18 protein-coding genes and 2 tRNA genes are annotated in these 22,123 nt (G+C 63.2%); 16 read left to right on the top strand and 4 right to left on the bottom strand.

The window, feature by feature from the left end; all coding sequences use genetic code 11:
• Positions 1–354: 354 nt before the first annotated feature.
• Both BMX61_RS12275 and BMX61_RS12280 read right to left on the bottom strand, forming a co-directional pair.
• A complete protein-coding gene (locus tag BMX61_RS12275) occupies positions 355–2,421 on the bottom strand; it encodes a putative bifunctional diguanylate cyclase/phosphodiesterase (protein WP_083639608.1) in 2,067 nt (688 codons plus the stop codon).
• A gap of 230 nt (positions 2,422–2,651) precedes the next feature.
• On the bottom strand, positions 2,652–2,846 hold the full coding sequence (locus BMX61_RS12280) for a hypothetical protein (protein ID WP_075629584.1): 195 nt from the start codon (positions 2,844–2,846) through the stop codon (positions 2,652–2,654).
• A 179-nt stretch (positions 2,847–3,025) separates the two neighbouring features.
• Here BMX61_RS12280 and BMX61_RS12285 point away from each other — a divergent pair.
• From BMX61_RS12285 to BMX61_RS12360, 15 genes are all read left to right on the top strand, one after another.
• Positions 3,026–3,100 (top strand) — tRNA-Thr (locus BMX61_RS12285).
• Between the two features lie 276 nt (positions 3,101–3,376).
• Positions 3,377–4,399, top strand: coding sequence for an iron ABC transporter substrate-binding protein (locus BMX61_RS12290; RefSeq protein ID WP_075629442.1), 1,023 nt, complete (start codon positions 3,377–3,379; stop codon positions 4,397–4,399).
• A 450-nt stretch (positions 4,400–4,849) separates the two neighbouring features.
• Positions 4,850–6,427, top strand: coding sequence for an ABC transporter permease (locus BMX61_RS12295; protein WP_234794672.1), 1,578 nt, complete (start codon positions 4,850–4,852; stop codon positions 6,425–6,427).
• A complete protein-coding gene (locus BMX61_RS12300; RefSeq protein ID WP_075629440.1) occupies positions 6,424–7,464 on the top strand; it encodes an ABC transporter ATP-binding protein in 1,041 nt (346 codons plus the stop codon). The genes BMX61_RS12295 and BMX61_RS12300 overlap by 4 nt, the downstream gene beginning before the upstream one ends.
• 268 nt (positions 7,465–7,732) lie before the next feature.
• Positions 7,733–9,028, top strand: coding sequence for a UDP-N-acetylglucosamine 1-carboxyvinyltransferase (gene murA / locus BMX61_RS12305; RefSeq protein ID WP_075629439.1), 1,296 nt, complete (start codon positions 7,733–7,735; stop codon positions 9,026–9,028).
• 214 nt (positions 9,029–9,242) lie between these two features.
• A complete protein-coding gene (locus BMX61_RS12310; RefSeq protein ID WP_075629438.1) occupies positions 9,243–9,680 on the top strand; it encodes a DUF2948 family protein in 438 nt (145 codons plus the stop codon).
• Between the two features lie 210 nt (positions 9,681–9,890).
• Complete coding sequence (hisD, locus tag BMX61_RS12315) at positions 9,891–11,195, top strand: histidinol dehydrogenase (protein WP_075629437.1); 1,305 nt, start codon at positions 9,891–9,893, stop codon at positions 11,193–11,195.
• Complete coding sequence (locus tag BMX61_RS12320) at positions 11,192–11,683, top strand: UPF0262 family protein (protein WP_075629436.1); 492 nt, start codon at positions 11,192–11,194, stop codon at positions 11,681–11,683. Before hisD ends, BMX61_RS12320 begins: the two co-directional genes overlap by 4 nt.
• Positions 11,684–11,793: 110 nt before the next feature.
• On the top strand, positions 11,794–12,210 hold the full coding sequence (locus BMX61_RS12325; protein WP_075629583.1) for an arsenate-mycothiol transferase ArsC: 417 nt from the start codon (positions 11,794–11,796) through the stop codon (positions 12,208–12,210).
• A 289-nt stretch (positions 12,211–12,499) separates the two neighbouring features.
• Positions 12,500–12,718 (top strand): translation initiation factor IF-1, encoded by a 219-nt coding sequence (gene infA / locus BMX61_RS12330; RefSeq protein WP_004435948.1) that lies wholly within the window; start codon positions 12,500–12,502, stop codon positions 12,716–12,718.
• A 319-nt stretch (positions 12,719–13,037) separates the two neighbouring features.
• Positions 13,038–13,667, top strand: coding sequence for a Maf-like protein (locus BMX61_RS12340; RefSeq protein ID WP_075629434.1), 630 nt, complete (start codon positions 13,038–13,040; stop codon positions 13,665–13,667).
• Positions 13,668–13,963: 296 nt separating this feature from the next.
• Complete coding sequence (gene yacG, locus BMX61_RS12345) at positions 13,964–14,182, top strand: DNA gyrase inhibitor YacG (RefSeq protein WP_075629433.1); 219 nt, start codon at positions 13,964–13,966, stop codon at positions 14,180–14,182.
• Positions 14,183–14,372: 190 nt separating this feature from the next.
• Positions 14,373–14,448, top strand: a tRNA-Phe gene (locus BMX61_RS12350).
• Positions 14,449–14,935: 487 nt separating this feature from the next.
• On the top strand, positions 14,936–16,840 hold the full coding sequence (locus tag BMX61_RS12355; RefSeq protein ID WP_075629582.1) for a methyl-accepting chemotaxis protein: 1,905 nt from the start codon (positions 14,936–14,938) through the stop codon (positions 16,838–16,840).
• Positions 16,841–17,059: 219 nt separating this feature from the next.
• Positions 17,060–17,380, top strand: a complete 321-nt coding sequence (locus BMX61_RS12360) for a hypothetical protein (protein WP_234794667.1) — start codon at positions 17,060–17,062, stop codon at positions 17,378–17,380.
• A 162-nt stretch (positions 17,381–17,542) separates the two neighbouring features.
• On the opposite strand, the gene BMX61_RS12365 is transcribed toward BMX61_RS12360, so the two are convergent.
• A complete protein-coding gene (locus BMX61_RS12365; protein WP_075629431.1) occupies positions 17,543–18,103 on the bottom strand; it encodes a GNAT family N-acetyltransferase in 561 nt (186 codons plus the stop codon).
• Positions 18,104–18,292: 189 nt separating this feature from the next.
• The gene (locus BMX61_RS12370) at positions 18,293–20,656 is read right to left on the bottom strand and encodes an Orn/Lys/Arg family decarboxylase (RefSeq protein ID WP_075629430.1); all 2,364 of its coding nucleotides are present in this window, start codon (positions 20,654–20,656) and stop codon (positions 18,293–18,295) included.
• A 332-nt stretch (positions 20,657–20,988) separates the two neighbouring features.
• On the opposite strand from BMX61_RS12370, the gene BMX61_RS12375 reads away from it, so the two are divergent.
• Positions 20,989–22,122 (top strand): hypothetical protein, encoded by a 1,134-nt coding sequence (locus BMX61_RS12375; RefSeq protein WP_075629429.1) that lies wholly within the window; start codon positions 20,989–20,991, stop codon positions 22,120–22,122.
• Position 22,123 lies beyond the last annotated feature (1 nt).

Consider the following 22,123-nt stretch of genomic DNA (forward strand, 5'->3'; position numbering starts at 1 on the left):
CGCCGCTCATACCACAAGATATGGTCGCCATCCTGCATGGACGCACACTAGCGCTTTGACCCTCACGGCCAAGACACATAAAGCGACAACTGGTAACAGAGTTGATCGGCAGGATTATCCCTAGGGGAAAATGCTCTGCTGCGACAGAGGCGGCTTTTTGTCGACCAAGACGGCAAAAAAGCGACACTGCGTCAGAAAGCCCGTTGATCTGAAAATTTGCAATTAAGGGTAGGTTTGATTGCCTTCGGCTGAAATGACGTCAGCAAGCCATCCGGCTCACAAAACGGCGTCGAGGAGGATTGCCCCCAATCCTTGACGCTCTGTGCCGCGGATCCGGGCGAATGGATCAGTCCATCAGGCGGCCGTTTCGCTGCGCTCGCCATCGCGCTGTCTTTGGAGAACCGCCGTGAACTGCGCGGCTGGCATGGGGCGGCCGAAGAGAAAGCCCTGGATTTCATGGCAATGCGCGTCGCGCACCCAAGCGGCTTGTTCCGGCGTTTCCACGCCCTCCGCCACCACCTTGACGTCCATCAGCCTCGCAATCGCGACGACCATGTTGGTCACGGCCGCATTGTCGGGAAGCGTCTTGATCAGGCTGCGATCGATCTTCAGGCAATCGATTTCCACCTGGCGCAGACGCGCAAGGTTGGAATAGCCGGTGCCGAAATCATCGAGCGACAGCCGCACGCCCGCGCGGCGGATGCGGTTCATATTGGCCTGAAGCACAGGCGATTCCTCAAGGATCATCGTTTCCGTCAGCTCGAGTTCGAGCGACGGGCCGGCGACCTCCGTTTCCGCCAGCACGTCCTCCACCAGCGCGGCAAAATCCGCATCGGCGAGCTGGCGCTGGGAGACGTTGACGGACATGGACATGCGATGGCCGGCCTGCTGCCACTGATGCAGCTGGCGCAGGGCTGCGGTCAGCACGAAGAGGCCAAGGCCGCGGATGAGGCCTGTTTCCTCGCACAGCGGAATGAATTGGTTCGGCGGCACCATGCCGCGCCGGGGATGGTTCCAGCGAAGCAGCGCCTCGGCCCCGACGATGGCATGATCGCGCGTTGAGACGCGCGGCTGGTAGTAGACCTCGAAGTGATTCTCTTCCATCGACTGGCGCAGATCCGCCGCCATGGTCAGCCGCTCCTCGAAGGCGCTCTGCATTTGCGGGCGGAAGATCCGCAATGCGTTCCGGCCTGCACCCTTCGCCTCGTACATGGCGAGATCGGCGCATTGCATCAGCGTTGGCTCTGTGACGGCATGCTGCGGATAAAGCGCGACGCCGATGCTGGAGGTTACGGTGATGGCCCGCTCGCCGAACGGCAGCGTGATCGACAGCGAACTCAGGATCTCGTTGGCAAGCGCCGGCATCTCCGCCTCCATGCCCGAACGGCGCGGCGCGAGATAGAGAAATTCGTCGCCGCCCAGCCGGACGATTCGGTCTTCGGGGCGGGCGAGCGCTTTCAGCCGCTCCGCGATGTCTTTCAACAGACTGTCGCCAGACGTGTGGCCCAAAAGATCATTGATGGTCTTGAACTGGTCGATGTCGATGAAGAGAAGGCCGATTTCGCGGCCACGCTTCTGGGCGTGCCTGATCAACTCCTCCAGAAGTGGGGCCACCGCCATGCGATTGGGCAGACCGGTCAGTGCATCGGTTGTCGCTGCCTGACGGGCGCGTTCCTCGGCCTCTCGCAGGCGGCTGACATCGGTTTCGCTGATCAGGAAGGCCGAACGCCCGGTGACCGGATCCAGGCAGGAGCGGGCGCTGATCTCATGCCATCGCGGCCCCTCGGTCGTCCTGATCTGCACGGTCTGCTGCACTTCGCCGGCTTTCTTCAGGCTGGCGATCAGGCCGCGATGATCCCGCTTTCTTTCGAAGCGTTTGGCAAAATTGCCTTTCCGGTTGTCATAAGCATCATGTGCCGCCGGATTGAGATACAGCGTATCCCCGCTTTCCGCGTCGATCAGCGAGATCATCAGCGGCGTGTGCAGGAGGGCATCGCTGCGCCGGCGTGTATCGGGCGTCTGCTCATCGACATCATAGGATTCGCAAAACAGCGCAACGCGGTCATCACTCAGCCGCACGCCGCTCATGCGCACCATGACCTGCTGCGGCTTGCCGCCCGGATAAAGCGTCCACCGCTCGCAGATGCGCGCGTCCCCTTGAACGAAGTCGCTGCGATACTGGTCGAGCCGCCGGGCGACGCCAGGCGACATGCCGCGCTTGAGGTTGCGCGCGCTCAGCTCGGTCAGGCTTTTGGCGTGCCAGAGGCGTAGGCCGGCGGCATTGGCCCAGACGACATGCCCGAGATCGAGATCATAGACCCATAAAGCCGAGGAGATGCGTTCGAGCAGGGCTGAACCTGCGGTCGTCACGGCCGGCAGCTGGTTCATCAGGGCTTGACCGTCATGGCGCTCGCTCGTCATCGTCCAGCTTTCTTTTGCACGATGACGAACAGGATGCGGCCAGCATCTCGGTCAGCCGTCCTTCTTCGCCAATCGGCAGCTGCCGGCGACAAAGTCGTGCCAAACCGTCGTTTTGCAGGACACATAGGCCATCCCCGTTGGAACATGCCTAATCTTAGAAGTTCGCCTGTTAAATTTCGGTTCTAAACTGTGGCAAGATCAAGGGACTGAAACAAGCATGCGCGCGCGGATCAATCCGGTTCTCGGCCGGATGCCGGCAGGCCGTCCGTATCGTCCGCAGCCCCTTGCCGGCGCGCGCGGCTCTGCTGCTTGCGACGCTGCAGGTTTTCGCGCAGCGTCTGCGCCTGCCGCTCGCGTCGGGCGATGGCCTGCCGCTCCGCTTCGCTGATCGGTCGTGCCGTTTTCGATTCAGGGTCCTTGCTCACCACGTCGTCATCCCTGCCTGCCGCGCTTGATTCAATGGCTGCGCCCTTGGCCTGCAGCCGACGAAAACGCGCCCCTTTCGAATTTTCTTCGCCGCCATGCTTGCACTCCACGGAGAGCTGTGGCAATAGGCCCTCGCTCGCACGACGAAGCGCTCAACACCGCTTCAGACGTCGCATCAGCTGCTATAGCTCAGGGGTAGAGCACTCCCTTGGTAAGGGAGAGGCCGAGAGTTCAAATCTCTCTAGCAGCACCATTTTACCCATCAGATTGTGGAAATATATGCCAGTCACAGGCTGGGTTATGGCGTCGCGCTAATCTTTGTCGATCCGTGCTGGAGACTGCCGCCATGCACAACATTGCCGCCACCTGAGCGTCCTGGCTTAAAGGCTCACCAAAGCGTGAACCCTGATCTTGTCCTTTGTGTCCGCCGGTGCGCACATCGTCCTTGCATAAAACTTGAAATCTCTACTCAACAAATTTATAGCGGCGCGAACCCCGCCCGTCGGGCGAGACTTGCCATGGAGGTTTCATGAAAATGCCTGTCAATCAGCTCAAGCTTGCAGCCGCGCTTGCGGCCCTGTTCGGCGCCACCGTGCTTGCCGGCCCTGTCAGCGCGGAAGATAGCGGCATCGTTGTCTATAATGCGCAACACGAGAGCCTGGGCAAAGAGTGGATCGATGCCTTCACCAAGGCTACGGGCATCAAGGTGACCATGCGCCAGGGCAGCGACATGCAGCTTGCCAATCAGCTGATCCAGGAAGGCGAGGCGTCGCCGGCCGATGTATTCCTGACGGAAAACTCGCCGGCCATGACGCTCGTCGATGGTGCCGGCCTGTTCGCGCCGGTGGAGAAGGACACGCTTGCCCAGGTGCCCGAAAGCTATCAGCCTTCGGATGGCCATTGGGTCGGTATCGCCGCGCGTTCGACCGTCTTTGTCTATGATAAGAACAAGCTCTCGGCCGACAAGCTGCCGAAGTCGCTTCTCGATCTTGCCGATCCCGCCTGGAAGGGCCGCTGGGGCGCTTCGCCCGCCGGCGCCGATTTCCAGGCTATTGTCAGTGCGCTTCTGGAGCTGAAAGGCGAGGCCGAGACCGCCAAGTGGCTGAAGGGCTTGAAGGAAAATGCTACGCCTTACAAGGGCAACAGCGTGGCGATGAAGGCGGTCAATGCCGGCGAGATCGAAGGCGCGGTCATCTATCATTATTACTGGTTCGGCGATCAGGCCAAGACCGGTGGCGAGAACAGCAAAAACGTCGCCCTGCATTATTTCAAGAACCAGGATCCGGGCGCCTTTGTCAGCCTCTCTGGCGGCGGCATCATCAAGTCGACCCAGCATCTGAAGGAAGCGCAGGAATTCCTGAAATTCGTCACCGGCAAGGCCGGGCAGGACATTTTGAAGACCGGCACCTCCTATGAATATGCCGTAGGCAAGGATTCAGCCTCCAACGAGAAGCTGGTTCCCCTGTCTGAGCTCGACGCACCGAAGATCGATCCTTCCAAGCTTAACAGCAAGAAGGTCACCGAACTGATGACCGCTGCCGGCCTGATCTGAAGGTGGATTTCTCGCGGCCCGTCCGGCCGAAGCCATAGCGCTTCCGGCCGGGCAGGCCGACACATTAGATAGGCCGGGCAGGCTCCGCCCGGCCTATCTCTGTTTTAACGCAGGCAAAGCCTTCTCTTCCCTTCGTTGCAAACCTGGCTCAGATCGCCGCCCGTTAAAACTATTGCCGAAGGCTCAAGAAAACTTTAGAGCAGCGTCCAGCCCGCGCCGGCCGCCTGGACGAGGCTGTGTAAGACGGACGAAACATACAGCGCTGGGCAATGCTCGCGCGAAATAAGAGCGGTTCTCGTCCCTGAAAGCATCGGACCGAAAAGTGGAAACCGGATTTCAGGTCGATCGGATGCAAACGCAATTCTTGAGCATCGAGCCGATCTCGATTTCCGGCACGATGGTCTAACCGGCCAAGGAGAGGCCTGCCTCTTGCAGCACGATTCCGGCTCGATCGCATCTTCTGGCCCGCTGCCGGATCTGGCTGCCGCCGCTGAGCGCCAGCGTGGCCGGCGCTTGCCGCATGTGTCGGTGCATGTGATGGCCGGTTTCGTCGCGCTCCTCAGCCTGCTGCCGCTCGGCTTCGTCGTTTGGGTGACCTATGATGTTGGCTGGGACACCGTGCGGGCACTGGTCTTTCGCGATCGCGTCGGCGGTCTTCTTATCAATACCGCGCTTCTGGAAGCCACGAGCATTCCCGCCTGTGTCGCACTGGCCGTCTCGCTCGCCTGGCTGACGGAGCGCACCGATCTGCCTTTCGCGCGGTTCTGGTCCTGGATGGCCGTGGCCCCGCTCGCAGTGCCCGCCTTCGTGCACAGCTATGCCTGGATCAGCTTGGTGCCCGGCATGCGCGGCCTGTCCAGCGCCACCTTCGTCTCGGTTCTGGCCTATTATCCCTTTCTCTATCTGCCTGTCGCCGCCGCGTTGCGACGGCTCGATCCGGCGATCGAGGATGCGGCAGCTTCGCTCGGGCTTGGGCCGTGGCGGGTGTTCTTCCGTGCCATTCTGCCGCAGCTCAAGCTCGCCATTGGCGGGGGCGCGCTGTTGATCGCGCTGCATCTTCTGTCGGAATACGGGCTCTATGTGATGATCCGCTTCGACACTTTCGCAACCGCGATCGTGGACCAGTTTCAGTCGGCCTATAACAGCCCGGCGGCCAACATGCTCGGCGGCGTGCTGATCCTCTGCTGCCTTCTCCTGATGGGCGGCGAAAGCCTGTGGCGCGGCAGCGAGCGCTATGCGCGCGTCGGTGCCGGCGCGGCACGCCCGGCGCAGCGCCGGCGGCTTGGCACCTATCAGGTGCCGGCGCTTCTTCTTGCGGCAGGCACGGCGCTCCTGGCGCTTGGTGTGCCCTGTTACACGCTGATGCGCTGGCTCTGGCTGGGCGGGCTGGATATCTGGAAGGCCGGGCCGCTCGGCAATGCCTTTGTGCAGACCATCGCCCTGGCGCTTGCCGGCGGCATGCTCTCCACTCTGGCGGCCGCGCCGATGGCCTGGCTCTCCGTTCGCGCGCCCGGCCGGCTGCAGCGCGCCTTGGAGGCTTGCCATTATTATGTCGGCTCCCTGCCGGGTGTGGTGGTGGCCCTTGCCTTGGTCAGCATCACCGTGCGGCTGATCCTGCCGCTCTATCAAACCTTCGCCACCTTGCTGGTGGCCTATGTCCTGCTGTTCCTGCCGCGCGCCATGGTGGGTTTGCGCGCAAGCCTTGCCCAGGCGCCGGTGGAGCTCGAGCGCGCTGCCATGGCGCTTGGCCGCACGCCGGGCCAGGCCGTGCGTCAGGTCACATTCCGTCTGGCGGCGCCGGGCGCGGCGGCGAGCGTGGCGCTTGTGGCGCTCGGCATCACCAATGAACTCACCGCCACCTTGATGCTCGCGCCCAATGGCGTGGAGACGCTGGCGACGCGCTTCTGGTCGCTGACGAGCGAGATCGACTATCTGGCGGCCGCACCCTATGCGGTGATGATGGTGGTCCTGTCGCTGCCTCTCACCCTTGCCCTTCATGCCCAGTCGAAACGGACGGCCGGCCAATGACCCTGCTCACCCTGGAGACGCTGACCAAGCGCTATGGCCCTGCGACTGCGCTTTCGGACGTTTCGCTGTCGATCGTCAGCGGCAGCCGCACGGCGGTCGTCGGCCCCTCGGGCTCCGGAAAGACCACGCTGCTGCGGCTGATAGCGGGCTTCGAGGCGCCGGATGCCGGTCGCATCGTCCTGAAGGGCGAGGTGCTGGCGCAAGGCGCAGCGGCCGTGCCGGCGCACAAGCGCGGCATCGGTATCGTCGCCCAGGATGGCGCGCTCTTTCCGCATTTGAGCATCGCCGACAATATTGCCTTCGGGTTCGAGCGCGGCCTGGCCGACCGCGAGCAGCGCATTCTCGATCTTCTCGACATGGTCGAGCTCGATCGCGGCATGATGAGCCGCCGGCCGCACCAGCTCTCCGGCGGCCAGCAGCAACGCGTGGCACTGGCGCGTGCGCTTGGCCGCAAGCCACGGCTGATGCTGCTCGACGAGCCGTTTTCCGCGCTGGATACCGGTCTGCGCGAGAACATGCGCAAGGCGGTCGCCCGCGTTCTGGAAGCCGCCGGCATTGCGACGATCCTGGTCACCCACGACCAGGCCGAAGCGCTGTCCTTTGCCGATCAGGTTGCGGTGCTGCGCGAGGGACGGCTGGTGCAGGCCGGCACGCCGCGCCGGCTCTACCTTCAGCCGAAGGACCGCGAGACAGCTCTTTTTCTGGGCGATGCCGTGCTCCTGCCGGCCATTGCCCGCGGCGACGTGGCTGATTGCGCGCTGGGTCGGGTGGAGATCGCGCCCGCCCGCCAAGGCAAGGTGGAGATCATGATCCGCCCGGAGCAGATCCGCGTGATGCGCGACGAGAATGCGCCACCGCCAGCCGGCCGTGTGGTCGAGGTCGAATTCAGCGGCGCGACCTCGACGATCGCGGTGGTGCTGGATGGCGTTGCCCTGCCGCCGATCGTGATCAAGACGTCCAGCGTCGGCGTGCTGGAGGCGGGAGACCGCGTCCGGCTCGACATCGCTGGAAAGGCGCATGTTTTCGGGCAGGCGTAAGCGCGGTTTCGCGTGGATTGGCGCGAAATTTTTCGCTAACGCCACTGGCTGCCTTCAAAAAGCTTCTCATTTGACCAAGCCTTGCGTAGACAGACGCCTTTGATGAACGCGCCTGAGGCCGGCACCGGTCCCGTGCGCGCTGTCTTGATGCATGTCTTCACCGCAAAGCCGGCGCATCGCGTGCTTGGCATGCGAAGCCTTTCAATGACGGGTGCCCGGATCGCTGCCCTGCGGATCCGCCCGGCGCCCCAGACAGTCCGGGGGACTTATGGACCGTATCAGAATCCGAGGCGGCAACGCGCTTCACGGCTCGATCCCGATTTCGGGCGCAAAGAATGCGGCCCTGCCGCTGATGATCGCCTCGCTCCTGACCGACGACACGCTGACGCTGGAAAACGTGCCGCATCTGGCCGATGTCGAGCAGCTGATCCGCATTCTCGGCAATCATGGCGCCGATATCTCGGTCAATGGTCGGCGTGAGCGCCAGCAGGGCGATAGCTATGCCCGCACCGTTCATTTCACCTCGCGCAACATCGTCGATACCACCGCCCCTTATGAACTCGTGTCGAAGATGCGGGCGAGCTTCTGGGTGCTGGGTCCGCTTCTGGCGCGTGAAGGCAAGGCCCGCGTCTCTCTGCCCGGCGGCTGCGCCATCGGTACGCGGCCGGTCGATCTGTTCATCGAGGGGCTGACGGCGCTGGGCGCCAATATCGAGATCGATGGCGGCTATATCAATGCCGAAGCGCCGCCCGGCGGCCTCGTCGGCGCGCGCTATGTCTTCCCTAAGGTCTCCGTCGGCGCCACCCATGTGGTGATGATGGCCGCGACGCTGGCCAAGGGCACCACGGTGATCGGCAATGCCGCCCGCGAGCCCGAAGTCGTCGATCTCGCCAACTGCCTGATCGCCATGGGCGCCAAGATCACCGGCGCCGGCACCTCGACCATTACGGTGGAAGGCGTCACCTCGCTGTCCGGCGCGCGCCACCGCGTTCTGCCCGATCGGATCGAGACCGGCACCTATGCCATGGCAGTCGCCATGGCCGGCGGTGATGTCGTTCTGGAAAACACCGATGCGGCCCTGCTCGACACCGCGCTCGAAGCCATCCGCCGGGCCGGCGCCGAGATCACGCCCACCAACAACGGCATTCGCGTCTATCGCAATGGCGGCGGCATCAAGCCGGTCGATGTGGTCACCGATCCCTATCCGGGCTTCCCGACCGACCTGCAGGCTCAGTTCATGGGGCTGATGACCCGCTCCAGCGGCGTTTCGCATATCACCGAAACGATCTTCGAAAATCGCTTCATGCATGTGCAGGAACTCGCTCGTCTGGGTGCCAAGATCTCGCTCTCTGGCCAAACGGCCAAGATCGAAGGCGTGCCGAGGCTGAAGGGCGCTCCCGTGATGGCGACGGATCTGCGCGCTTCGGTCTCTCTTGTCATCGCCGGTCTGGTGGCGGAAGGCGAGACCATGGTGTCGCGCGTCTATCACCTCGATCGCGGCTTCGAGCGGCTGGAAGAAAAGCTGACGCGCTGCGGCGCCGAGGTCGAGCGCGTGTCCGAATAAGCCACCAGCCTTTTGGGCGTTTAAGGCCGGCGGGGATGATCCTGTCGGCCTTTTTGCATGGTCTCCATGCGCAAGGCTGGCCGTGAGCGTTGCACGCCGCCCCTGCCCACCCTATGTGCCTAGCAAGGCCGCGCGCAGGCATTGGCTTCTTGCGAACACATAGGCGTCGATACGAGGCCGGGCCGGCATGGCATGGCAAGACAATGGGTGAGACATGGATGCTTTGAAGCTGATGGCCTTGGACGAGGAGGATCTGGCGGTGATTTCCGCCCATGTCCAAGATGCCGTCTTCAAGCTAGAAGGCATTGCCTACCGTCCGTCCAATGGTCACTTCACGCTGGTTCTCAACCGCTTCGTCTGGGAGAAGGCGCTGCGCAGCGCCAAGACCTTCGAGCGGCGACGCGCGGCCATCACCTTCAAGCGGGTGCGGGCTGTGCGCTCGCTCAATCTCGACAGGCAGGATACCGAAGCCGTGCATGTGCTTCTGGCCATCCGCTTCGACAAGGCAGGCGAGGGGCCGGATGGTACGGTGGAGCTGCTGCTTGCCGGCGGTGCGACCATCGCGCTCGATGTCGAATGCATCGAGCTTCAACTTGCCGAGACGGGCGGCGCTTGGGAGACCAGCTCCCGCCCACGCCATGACGAGGCCTGAGCAAAAGCCCCCGCGTTTCGATACGGCCCAACTGCGCGCTCAATTCACCATCGACTTCAAGCCTGCCGAGGTTGTAAAGCTTTGAAGCGGCGCTTGGCTGGCCTGCCTTGCATCGAGGATGGTCTTGCATCGACGCCTTGATGCCTGACGTCAGCCTGCCCCAGTGCCGCCTTATCGACTGCCAGCATACCCATTGAAGGACCGACGATCTTGGCCACCCGTTTCGACAGCCGCGCGCCCGATTTCGAAGCGCGCTTTTCCGCCTTTCTGACGACGAAGCGTGAAGTCTCCGAGGATGTCGACCAGACCGTTCGGGCCATCATCGAGGATGTTCGCCGCAGAGGCGATGCAGCCCTGGCCGACTATACGCGCCGCTTCGACCGCCTCGATTTTGCCAGCGTGCCGATGCTCGTCACCGCTGAAGAGGTGGATGCGGCCATCGACAGCGTCGCGCCGGAGGTGCTTGGCGCGCTGAAGGTGGCGGCGGTGCGGATCGAGGCGCATCACAGCCGCCAGCGGCCGAAGGACGATATTTACGAGGACGCCATGGGCGTCGGCCTCGGCTCGCGCTGGACGGCGATCGAGGCCGTTGGCCTCTATGTGCCCGGCGGCACGGCGAGCTACCCAAGCTCGGTGCTGATGAACGCCATTCCTGCCCGGGTGGCCGGTGTGGAGCGTCTGGTCATGGTGGTGCCGGCCAGTGAGGGCAAGCTGAACCCGGCAGTTCTGGCCGCCGCGCGGCTGGCTGGCGTTACCGAGATCTACCGGATCGGCGGTGCCCAGGCCGTGGCGGCGCTGGCCTATGGCACGGAGACCATCGCGCCCGTTGCCAAGATCGTTGGCCCGGGCAATGCCTATGTCGCCGCCGCCAAGCGTCAGGTTTTCGGCACAGTCGGCATCGACATGATCGCCGGCCCCTCCGAAGTCCTCGTCATCGCCGATGGCGAGAACGATCCGGACTGGCTGGCGGCTGACCTCTTGGCCCAAGCCGAACATGATACCGGCGCGCAATCCATTTTGATGACCGATGATGCGGCGCTCGCCGATGCGGTGGAGCAGTCGGTGGAGCGCCAGCTGAAGAGCTTGCCGCGTGGCGAGACGGCGGCGGCGAGTTGGCGCGATTTCGGTGCGATCGTCCTGCTCGACAGTCTGCAGGATGCCCCGCCGCTCGCCAACCGGATTGCCGCCGAGCATCTGGAGCTGGCAATCGCCGATCCCGACTCCATGGTCGACAAGATCCGCAATGCCGGCGCCATCTTCCTCGGCCGCCACACGCCTGAGGTGATCGGCGATTATGTCGGCGGCTCCAACCATGTGCTGCCGACAGCCCGCTCCGCCCGTTTCTCGTCCGGCCTGGGCACGCTCGATTTCATGAAGCGCACTTCCCTCCTGCGGCTGACGCCCGACACCCTGCGCGATCTCGGGCCGGCGGCCATCGCGCTGGCGCGGGCCGAGGGCCTGGAGGCACATGCGCGCTCCGTTGCCATCCGTCTCAATCTCGGGGAGGCGGGATGACGTCAGCCCCCACCTCAGAGCAGGCGCGACAGCGGCTTTGCGATGTCGCGCTCGATGAGACGATCGGCCGGTCGACGCCCGATGTCGAGCATGAGCGCGCGGTGGCGATCTTCGATCTTCTCGAGGAAAACAGTTTCGCGCCGATCGGGCACGAGAGCGGGCCATACCGGCTGAAGCTGTCGCTGCGTGACAGCAAGCTGATCTTCTCGATTTCCACCGAGGACGGCGCGGATGTGGCGACGCATATTCTCTCGCTGACGCCGTTTCGCCGGATCGTGAAAGATTATTTCCTGATCTGCGAAAGCTACTACCAGGCAATCCGCAGTGCCACGCCCAGCCAGATCGAGGCGATCGACATGGGCCGGCGGGGCATACACAATGAGGGCTCGCAGACGCTGAAGGACCGACTGAACGGCAAGATCGAGGTGGATTTCGATACAGCGCGGCGGCTCTTCACGCTCGTCTGCGTGCTCTACTGGAAGGGCTGAGCGCCATGGGCGCGGCGGCTTCCGCCGGCTCGGTGCCCGGCGCGTCGAAGGCCGCCGAGGCGCCTGGGCAGGCTGCGCAGGGCAAGGTTGCGCCTGCCTCCATCCTGTTCATGTGCGGGATGAACTCCATCCGCTCACCGATCGCCGAGGCGCTGGCCCGCGCCATGCTGCCCGGCAGCGTCTATGTGGCTTCTGCCGGCGTGCGCAAAGGCGAGCGCGATCCCTTCGTCGATGTGGTGATGGAGGAAATGGGGCTGACGCTCGGCCGCCACCAGCCCCACACGCTGGAGGATCTGGAGGATGATTATTTCGATCTGATCGTGACGCTGGCACCCGAAGCCCATCACGCAGCGCTGGAACTCACCCGCTCCATGGCCGTGGACGTCACCTATTGGCCAACGCTCGATCCAACGGTGGCCACCGGCACGCGCGAGCAGATCCTCGACGCCTATCGCGCTGTCAGGGATCATCTCGCCCTTTTGATCGACAAGCGTCTGGCCAATGGCCGGATGCCGACAGGCAATTAAACGGCGGCGCTTGATTGGGGCCGCTCTTGCGTCCATATAGAGCCGGTGTTTCGAGAAGCTCCCGGCTCGAACACGCCGACCCGCACCAGGCGCCGGCTTTCGATCCACGGGAGCGTCTATCCCCCGCTGCCCACGCCCGCGCAAGAAGCCTTTCTCCGCGACGCGCGACAAAAATGGCAAAACCATCGTGCCGCTGTTCACAAACGGCCGATGATTGTGTAGTTTCCGGCAAATTTTTAAGAGGGAGCCCGCAAGGCGCCCCGTTACCGATTGGAAAGATCACCCGTCAATGGCGAAAGAAGAAGTCCTCGAATTTCCTGGTGTCGTCACCGAACTCCTGCCGAACGCGACATTCCGGGTAAAGCTCGAGAACGAGCACGAGATCATTGCCCACACGGCCGGCCGCATGCGCAAGAACCGCATCCGCGTTCTGGCAGGCGATAAGGTGCTCGTGGAAATGACCCCCTACGACCTGACCAAGGGCCGCATCACCTACCGCTTCAAGTAAGCCGCAAAGGCCTCAGGCCCGGAGCCCATCCTCATCGCAAAGCGCCTGCAACGGCCTTGCGATGAGGATGGGCGTCGAGCCGGGACTAGACCCGAGGCGTGTCGTTCGGCCGCTCAGGGCCATAATTGGCACGGCTGATCTGTGCACGTGAGCACGGATCAAGATTGCTTCATGCTGCAGGGCGCGTTGCGGTCTGCTTCCCTGTGCTCCATTTTGGATTGCGCAGTCGTTGTCGTCAATCTGCTGTGCAGTTTGCGCGACATGCTTGAGCCGCGCTTTCGCGGCTGTCCTCTGTTCCTTCTGGCGAGGCCGCTTCATCATGCCCAAGACATCCCCGCCGCAAACGCTCATCCTCGCCTCCGGCTCGCCGCGGCGGGTCGAGCTTCTGGCCCAGGTCGGGTTGACGCCTGCGCGGCTGATGCCGATGGATCTGGACGAGACGCCGAAGCGTGCGGAACATCCGCGCTCCTTGGCCTGGCGGCTGTCGGGCGATAAGGCCCGCGCGGCGCTGAAGGCGCTGAAGGGCGATCCGGACGCCGCAGGCGCCTATGTATTGGCGGCCGATACAGTGGTCGCCGTTGGCCGGCGCATCCTGCCGAAGCCCGAGCGCGCCGCCGATGCCTCGGCGGCCTTGACCCTGCTGTCCGGCCGTGGCCACCGTGTCTATACCGGCATTTGCCTGGCGACCCCTGACGGCAGCCTGCGCCAGAAGATCGTCGAGACCAAACTGCGCTTCAAGCGGCTTTCGCCGCTGGATATCGAAAGCTATCTCGCATCAGGCGAATGGCGCGGCAAGGCTGGCGCCTATGCCATCCAGGGCATTGCCGGCAGTTTCGTGGTGAAGCTCTCCGGCTCCTATACCAATGTCGTCGGCCTGCCCTTGACCGAAACGGTCAATCTCCTTCTGGGCGAGGGCTTCAAGGTTCACGACGCTTGGCTGGAAGGCTAAGCCGACCCTTATCATCCTTTGCTGTCTGCTTGCAGAGGCCGGTTCAAAAGCCGTCAACTGTACCTATATATGCGCCGGAACCCGTTCGAGGCCTTGCCAGCCGCTATCGGCGGCGCGTGTCGCATCTTCGGCTGCACACAGCATTGACCGAGGGGAAGAGCCGGCTTTCGGTTGGATGCAAGAAGCGTCTGGAGCATCGAGCCGAGCGTGACCGCGCGCAACACTCCGAAGGACCGCGATGCTCATAACCGCTTTGCCGATCCGTCACGAGAACGATAGACTTCGAGGACTCCGACATGCCCACTGACCATCCCGCTTCACCCTCCGCCAAGGTTGAGCCCTTGCGCAAGACGCGTCCTTGTCCCGAATGCGGCCGCCCCTCGGAGCGCAGCCATTATCCCTTCTGCTCGGACCGCTGCCGCAATGTCGATCTCAATCGCTGGCTCTCCGGCTCCTATGCGATTCCCGCCGCAGAAGAGCCCGATCCTGATGCCGACGAGCGCGGCACTCTTTGAAGTCTTTGTGAGGATACCTGTGAAATCAGTCGCTTAGTGCGTTTTTTCACGAAAATGTCGCCGAAATTCGAATTTCCGGCTTTTGCCGCTTGCCACCGCGAAACAGGATGTTATAACCCCGCTCGCTCCCGGGGCGCACCAAAGCCCCGCGGTTCGGACCTCACGGTCCACCGGCCGCATGTCGGCAGATGCCCGGATAGCTCAGTTGGTAGAGCAGCGGATTGAAAATCCGCGTGTCGGTGGTTCAAATCCGCCTCCGGGCACCATTATAAGCCTATTTCCCGATTTCTGCCCACAATCGCGAAATTCAGAACAGGTCCATGCGCCCAAAGTGCGTCGTTTTGGATGGGCTCGCCCCCGACGCTTTTTGCCTTGCCAAGACGATAAATATGGCTGGCCGAAGCGGCCGCGATCGACGCCACAAACGTGCAAGCGAGTCTCCGTCAAATCGAATGGCCTGCCTTCGGATGGTTTGGGCGTCGGTATTAGGCCTGTCCGCGCGCAGAGATAGGTTAAACACGCCTTGTCATGCTTTGCAGCATACTAACCCCTCAAGCGTGTACATCGCTCATCACATCAGGGTAAATTACTGAAATCCCTTATATTGCACTGCAACTTCATGGGGTCTGTGATTTATCGAAAATCAATAATCTCTCGCGAAAACTCGTGATGATGTTGGCGGGCATGAGGCTCGGCCAGTGAGGGTGCCTGTGCGATATGACGATCGCGTGCGCGCTGGTGGGACCCGTTGCAATGACGATTGCCAACCTGTCGATCTTCAAGAAAATCAGCCTGCTGCTGGCCCTTATGGGGATGTCCGCCGTCATGATCGCGGCCACGGGCGGGCAGGGCCTGTTCTCGCTTGCATCGGCGCTTCAGAACACAGGCGCGCGTGAGGAAGTAGCCCGCGAGGCCATGGATCTGCGGGTCGATATCATCGCCATCAGCCGCATGACCTATCAGCTGGCGCTCGCGCCGGAAAAGGCTGGCGATTTCGCGGCGGAGACGGAAAAGCGGGCCGGCGAGATGCTGGCGCGCCTGCCTAAGATCGCGTCCACCGCAGATGCCAACGAGCAGCGCCTGCTGCAGACCATAGAGCAGGCGCTGGACCGCTACTTCGGCCAGATCCGCCAGATGGTGAAGGCGGCGGGCACGGCGGCCGGCCAGGAGCCCGCTGCCATGAAAGCCGAGTTGGCGAAGGCGCTCGATGCACAGAAGGCGGTGACGGCGGCGGTGAAGGATTATTCGGCTTCCTCCAGCCAGAGCCTTGCGGCGGCGCGTGCGGCGGCCATTGCGCAATCCAGCGACACCATCCTCGTCCTGCTGGGCGCCACGGCTGTCTGCATCGCGGTCGGCGCGGCCTTGAGCTTCCGCCTGGCGCGCAAGGATATCGTTGGGCCGATCCGCATGATGACGGCTGTGATGGCCGAGATGGCGGCGGGCCGTCCTCCGGCCGATATTCCGGCCACCGACCGTCGCGACGAAATCGGCGAGATGGCCCGCGCGTTGGAAGTCTTCCGTGCAAACGAGGCGCAGATGCGCAGTATGGAACGCCAGGAGGCCGCCCTCCATGCGCAAAGCAGGGATCTTCAGGTTTCGATCAGCGCGATCGTCAGTGCAGCGGCCGGCGGCGATTTCTCCCAGAGGATTTCCAAATCCTATGAGGATGCCGATTTGCAACGCTTTGCCACGGGCATCAACGAGCTGGTCGCAAGCGTCGACCAGGGGATCACCGAGGTCCGCCGCGTGGTGGCGGCGCTGGCCGATGCCGACCTGACGCAGCAGATGAATGGCCGCTTTCAGGGGGCCTTCGGCGAGTTGCAGCACAATGTCAACGCGACCATGCAGATCCTCAGCGCTACCATGCGCGGCATCCAGGAGGCCGGGCGGACCATTACCGACAATTCCAGTGAACTTTCCTCGGCCGCCGGCCAGCTTGCCCATCGCACGGAGCAGCAGGCCGCCTCGCTGGAGGAAACCGCTGCCGCGCTGGAGGAAATCACCACCACGGTCAAGGCCTCGACCGATCGCGCACAGGAAGCCTCGCATCTGGTTGCGGAAACCAAGGCCAGTGCCCAACGCTCCGGCGCGATCGTCCAGAGCGCTATCGACGCCATGGCCCGCATCGAAAATTCGTCGCAGAAGATCAGCCAGATCATTTCGGTCATCGATGAGATCGCCTTCCAGACCAATCTCCTGGCGCTGAATGCCGGCGTCGAAGCCGCCCGCGCGGGCGAGGCGGGCCGAGGCTTTGCCGTGGTGGCGCAGGAGGTGCGCGAGCTTGCCCAGCGCTCCGCCCAGGCCGCCAAGGAAATCAAGACGCTGATCAGCAGCTCGGCCGGTGAGGTCAAGGGCGGCGTCTCGCTCGTCGCTTCCACCGGAGAGGCGCTGCGGGAGATCGATGGCCTCGTCAATCGGGTCAACGAGCATGTGACGATGTTTGCCCGCGCTGCGCAGGAACAGGCATCAGCGCTGAGCGAGATCAACAGTTCGGTCAACCATATGGACCAGATGACACAGCAGAACGCCGCCATGGTCGAGGAGACCACGGCCTCCAGCGAGGTGCTGGCGAGCGAAGCGCGGCGCCTGCAGGCGGAACTAACCCGCTTCCGGCTGGAGGCGGGACGGACGGCCTCGACCCAGCGCGCGGCCGCCTGAACTTTGTGCTGAACGGCTTCCAGCCGAAACATCTGCAAAGCCGGCGGTCTGCGCCGGCTTTGTCATGTCGAGGGCATCAGCACTGTTTTGCCAAGCTTACGCAAATGTAACGAGATGGACATGTTCCCGTAGGCTGCGAAGGCCTAGTCTTGGATCGTCATCAAGACCGAACCCGATACGGGCGCCGGTCAGACAGAAGGAAACAGGACCATGTGGACCATGCGGAAGAACCTCCTCACCACCGGTCTGGTCGCCTTGACAATTGCGGGCACCACAATTGCCACCGCCTCCCAGGCTGAAGCACATAATAATTTCGGGCGCGGCCTCGCTGCAGGCATCGCCGGCACGCTGATCGGCGGCGCACTGGTCGCCAGCGCCAGCCACCCGGCCTATGCCGCTCCCGTCTATGCGGCGCCCACCTATCCAGCCTATGCCGTTCCGGCCTATGCGCCCGAGGTGGTGGTCAGCCAGCCCGTCTGCCGCGTCGTCTGGCACCAGGATGGCTGGGGCGATATGTACCGCACCCGCCAGTGCGATTGAGGGCTCCTCAAGCCTGACGAAACATACACTGTCGAACGTCGAATAAGAGCACGCGCCTCCTCTTCCGCCGGGAAGGGGAGGCGCGCTCACTTTTTGCTATCTTCACTCGGCCGGTGTCCGGTGCCCGACGCCGGGCATGTGTGCGCGCTTTGTGCTTGTTCTTCAGCGCGTAGATAGAGGCGGGGGAGGCGGTGGCGTGGTGGCGCCTGCTCCGAGCGAGCGCTGCACCATCACCGAATCCGACCAGCGGCCATGGCGAAAGGCGACAGCTGGCAGATGGCCGACGCGCTGGAAGCCGAAGGACGCGTGCAGGCCAAGCGAGGCCGCATTGTCGGCATCGATATAGCCGATCATCTGGCGAAACCCCGCCGCCGCGCAGGCATCGATCAGCCCGCGCATCAGAAGCCGGCCGATACCCTGGCCGAGATGCTGATGGTGCACATAGATCGAATGCTTGACCGTATAGCGATAGGCCGGGCGCTTGCGAAACAGCACCACATAGGCATAGCCGACCACCTCGCCGCCGCGCGTGGCCACCAGATGGGGCAGGCGCCGGTTCTTGAGGTTCTTGCGCCGGTCGCGCAGGTCGTCGGGCTCGGGCGTGTCGCCTTCGTCCACGCCCGCTTCGACCCCCTGGCGGATGTGGCGGCGATAGATCGCCAGCATGGCCTCGACATCGCCGTCCTTCGACGGACGGATGACGACCTCCAAGTCCTTGTTCATGTGCAAACCTGTGTCGGGCCCTGCTGGGAACCCTGTTGGCCCAGCCTGGCATCATCGCCTGTCTTGTCGGCTCAATGGCCGGCGCACATCCATCGAAAGGCTACGCCGGCCGAATCGCGCTTCATTCTTAGGAGGGATGCTGCGCCGGCGAAAGAGCGCGCCGAACGCGGGCACTCTGCCGGCGCAACATCAAGCCTGTTCAGCCACGACATAGGTGTAGAGCCGCACTCGTCCCGTTGCGTCTGCCTCACGATAGACACCCTGGATCTCCACGTCGAAGCCGGGGAAGGTGTTGAAGCAGGTCTCGAACATTTTGAGATAGTCGATCATCGGCTGGGCGCGCTCCGTCAGCCGCTCGCCGGGTACGATGGTTGCGATCCCTGGCGGATAGACGACGAAGGGCGTGGTGGCGATGCGCCCGGCAATCGCGTCGATCGGCAGGTAGTCGACATCGTTGCGCACCAGGCAGCGTGCCGCATCATGGGGCGACATGGCGATTTCGGGCAGATGCGCGGCCGAGAACTGCTTGGCCTGCAACCCCGCGACATTGGCCTCGCGGAAGAAGCGGTGCATGTCGGCGCAGAGATCGCGCAGCCTCACGCCGGCGTAGCGCGCAAGGCGCCGGCGGGTGAATTCGGGGATCACGTCTTCCAGCAGCGCGTTCTCGTCATGCAGCTTCTTGAAGGCCACGAGGCCGGAAATCAGCGTGCCGGCCTTGGAGGCCTCTACGCCCGGCGTCAGCAGGAAGAGCAGCGCATTCAGATCGTTCTTTTCCGCCACGATCCGGTTCTCGCGCAGATATTGCGCGACGATCGGCGCGGGAATGCCGTGATCGGCATAGCCGCCGGCCGCTCCGTCGAAGCCGGGTGTCAGCAGCACCAGCTTGTTGGGATCGGTCATCGCGAATCCGGCTTCCATATTGGCAAAGCCGTGCCAAGCCGCACCCGGCGTCAGTGCCCAGAAGGCGGGGTCGGTGGCCAGCTGGTCGGTCGAGATGCTTTCCCATGCGACGTCATGCACGGCGCCGGGGGCGGAGACATCGGGGATCTGCACCCGGTCCGGCACGAAGGGTTCGAAGAACCAGCGCCGCTCCGGCCGGCTCTCCTTCTCCTCGAATTCCCGGCGCACGGCGCGGATCTTCTTGCGCAGCTCGATGCCCAGTCGGATCGTGTCGTCCCACAGCACTTCGCCTGAGCGGCCCTTCATCATCTGCGCGCCGACATCGAGCGAGGCGAAGAGGGGATAGAAGGGCGAGGTCGAGGCATGCTGCATGAAGCTCTCGTTGAAGCGGCGATGCTCCACGCGTCGCTTCTGGCCCTTGATGTGCCGATCCTTGATGTGGATCTGCGAGGCCTGGGAGAAGCTGGCGAGCTGCTTATGCGTCGACTGGGTGGCGATGATGCCGGGGCTGTCGGGCCCGAGATCGGCAAGGCCCATGGCGAAGCGGCCGGCATAGAGCGGGTGAAACTTCATGAAGCCGGCCCAGGCCTCGTCGAACAGGATATACTCGCAGAGGTGGCCGATCTTCTTGAGGATCATCTCGGCATTGTGGATCGTGCCGTCATAGGTGCACTGCTCGACCACGGCCACGCGGAAGGGCTTCGGCTTCTTCCAGGCTTCGGGATCCTTGACCAGCGGATGGGTGCGGATGTGCTCGCGAAGTGCGTCTTCATCGAAGGAGGCCCAGTCCATCGGCCCGATCAGCCCGTAGGAATTGCGCGCCGTCGGCACATAGACGGGAATGCCGCCCGAGATCAGAAGCGCGCCGTGATGGGCGGCCTTGTGGTTGTTGCGGTCGAAGAGCACGAGATCGCCATCGGTGACCAGAGCGGCGAGCGCCACCTTGTTGGAGGTGGAGGTGCCGTTCAGCACGAAATAGGTCTTCTCCGCGCCGAAGATCTTGGCCGCTTCCTTCTGCGCGGCCAGCGCCGGGCCCTCATGGGTCAGGAGGTCGCCGAGATCGAGAACGGAATTGTCGAGGTCGTCGCGGAAGACGGCTTCGCCCAGATGCTCCATGAACACCCGCCCGATCGGCGAGCGACTGTAGAACACGCCGCCATTATGCCCCGGGCAGGTCCAAAGCTGGTTGCCTTCCTCGGCATAATCCACCAGCGCGCCGAAGAAGGGCGTCTTCAGCGTTTCGGCATATTGCTTAAGCCGGCTAATGAGGTTGCGGGCGATGAAGGTCGGCGTCTCCTCGGCCAGGAAGACATAGCCGTCGATGAAGTCGAGCACCTCGACCGGAACGTCTTCGAGCCGCTTTCGGCGGATCAACAGGATGATCGGGAAATCCAGCCCGCGCCGGCGCATCAGATTGATCAGCGACGCCGTTTTGCCTTCCAGTCCCTTCTTGCCCCAGTCGACCATCATGCAGCCGATGGCGGCATCGGTCTGCACGGCGATCTCCGCATCCTCGATGGACCGGGCGCGCACGACCTCGAAGCCGGAACGCTCGATCTCACTGACGATCTGATGATAGCGCGCCCCTTCCAAAGCATCCGCATCGAAATTCGGCGTGGCGAACAGGAAGTTGAAGCGTTTGAAGTAATCCATTCTGGTTCCCACGGGGTTGGCGGAGCAGGTTTTGCGACATGGCGCGTCTGGTCGTGCGCGTCAAGAACAGGCGACTCCTTGCAGAAAGACCACGCCATCGGGAAGGACGCGCACCGATCAGGACGATGCCCGCGCGACGTCTGCCGGCCATGTCCTTTCCGCTTTCATCTCCGGCTTTCATGACAGGATCACGACAGACAAGACGCCTGTTTTCCCAGGACTTGCTTTGATTGAGCTGCTTCTTGGTAAGTCAGAAAAAACATGAGGCGTCTCAAATTCGTCACCAACGGGTGGAAGGTCGAGGTGGTCCAACACCCTCCTGGGGAATTTCGATGACGTCCTTCCTGCGCTTCCTGAGCCCGGCCATGCTTGGTCTTGGCCTTTTGTCCGCCGCCACGCCCTCGGCTTTTGCCGCCGGCTTCGGGCCTATCAGCGATTTCATGACCATGGATGTCTGCGTCGGCGCGGATGGGCGTCCGGTTGCCGGCATTCCTGGCGACGGTGCTTGCAAGCGCCATCGCGACATCAAGCCTGGGGAAGCGCCCTCCTACACGCTGCAGAACTTTGCCTCGCCGCGCGCCAATTGTCCGAACGGGCCGATCGCCAAGGTCAATGTGCCGGTGATCAAGGATGGCAACACCCGCATCGTCAGCTCGACGATCCGTCAGCCGGCCTGTGGCAAGCCAGGCCCGACGGGCGGCGGCGACGATGACGGCAACCAGAACGGCGCCTCGATCCAGTGGTTCGACCAAGGCTATGGCTTCATCATGGGCAGCTACAGCCCCGTGGCCCTATCCACCTTCGAAAGCGACCGTTGCCTGACCAACAGCAATTCCTCGCAACGCTTCTTCCGCGGCTGGGTGATCGGCCCCGCCGAAGTGCCGGCGCTCGGTGCGTCGGGCTATGGCATTTTTCCCAGCAAGCTGAAAACCGGCAAGGCTGCCACGCTGATGGGCGGCTGTGCCGACCGCTACAACCGGGCGCTGACCACATGGTCGGTCAATGACGTCACCTTTAAGTCCAACCGCAAGCTCGTCTCGATCGTCGCCGATCATTATGCCCAAGGCGCCCCGGATGGGCAGACGCCGGGCGATGCAAAGCAGGTGGAGCGGACCTATTGGACGCGGGAATTCGGCCTGTCGCGCTGGGAGAAATGGGCCCGCGAAGACTGGGTGCATCCGCGCGCGAAGAAGACCGCCCCCGAACTGGCCCAGGCGCTCTTTGCCGCCGGCCGTTGCAGCGCCCCCATGTCCCAGCCCGTCGCCTTCAACAAGTCGATGCAGGTGATCCCGTCACAGACCACGGACGGCGCCTATTCCAAGGTGATCCTCAATCCCGCCACGGGCGAGCAGCACACCTGGTACATGACGCTCTGCGAAGACTACACCAATGCCGCTGAAAGCCCTGATGCCAGCCGGTATAGTGGCATGCTCGCCGGTCTGGCTGACGACACCTATTGGAAATAAG

The sequence above is a fragment of the Xaviernesmea oryzae genome, assembly GCF_900109605.1.
Taxonomy (GTDB): domain Bacteria; phylum Pseudomonadota; class Alphaproteobacteria; order Rhizobiales; family Rhizobiaceae; genus Xaviernesmea; species Xaviernesmea oryzae.

Bases quoted from the DNA above. Each gene is read 5' to 3' on its own strand.
- BMX61_RS12365 (WP_075629431.1), bottom strand. From the start codon at position 18,103: ATGAACAAGGACTTGGAGGTCGTCATCCGTCCGTCGAAGGACGGCGAT.
- BMX61_RS12340 (WP_075629434.1), top strand. From the start codon at position 13,038: ATGCCCAAGACATCCCCGCCGCAAACGCTCATCCTCGCCTCCGGCTCG.
- yacG (WP_075629433.1), top strand. From the start codon at position 13,964: ATGCCCACTGACCATCCCGCTTCACCCTCCGCCAAGGTTGAGCCCTTG.
- BMX61_RS12360 (WP_234794667.1), top strand. From the start codon at position 17,060: ATGCGGAAGAACCTCCTCACCACCGGTCTGGTCGCCTTGACAATTGCG.
- infA (WP_004435948.1), top strand. From the start codon at position 12,500: ATGGCGAAAGAAGAAGTCCTCGAATTTCCTGGTGTCGTCACCGAACTC.
- BMX61_RS12325 (WP_075629583.1), top strand. From the start codon at position 11,794: ATGTGCGGGATGAACTCCATCCGCTCACCGATCGCCGAGGCGCTGGCC.
- BMX61_RS12310 (WP_075629438.1), top strand. From the start codon at position 9,243: ATGGATGCTTTGAAGCTGATGGCCTTGGACGAGGAGGATCTGGCGGTG.
- BMX61_RS12320 (WP_075629436.1), top strand. From the start codon at position 11,192: ATGACGTCAGCCCCCACCTCAGAGCAGGCGCGACAGCGGCTTTGCGAT.
- BMX61_RS12370 (WP_075629430.1), bottom strand. From the start codon at position 20,656: ATGGATTACTTCAAACGCTTCAACTTCCTGTTCGCCACGCCGAATTTC.
- murA (WP_075629439.1), top strand. From the start codon at position 7,733: ATGGACCGTATCAGAATCCGAGGCGGCAACGCGCTTCACGGCTCGATC.
- BMX61_RS12355 (WP_075629582.1), top strand. From the start codon at position 14,936: ATGACGATTGCCAACCTGTCGATCTTCAAGAAAATCAGCCTGCTGCTG.
- BMX61_RS12375 (WP_075629429.1), top strand. From the start codon at position 20,989: ATGACGTCCTTCCTGCGCTTCCTGAGCCCGGCCATGCTTGGTCTTGGC.
- BMX61_RS12290 (WP_075629442.1), top strand. From the start codon at position 3,377: ATGAAAATGCCTGTCAATCAGCTCAAGCTTGCAGCCGCGCTTGCGGCC.
- BMX61_RS12300 (WP_075629440.1), top strand. From the start codon at position 6,424: ATGACCCTGCTCACCCTGGAGACGCTGACCAAGCGCTATGGCCCTGCG.
- BMX61_RS12275 (WP_083639608.1), bottom strand. From the start codon at position 2,421: ATGACGAGCGAGCGCCATGACGGTCAAGCCCTGATGAACCAGCTGCCG.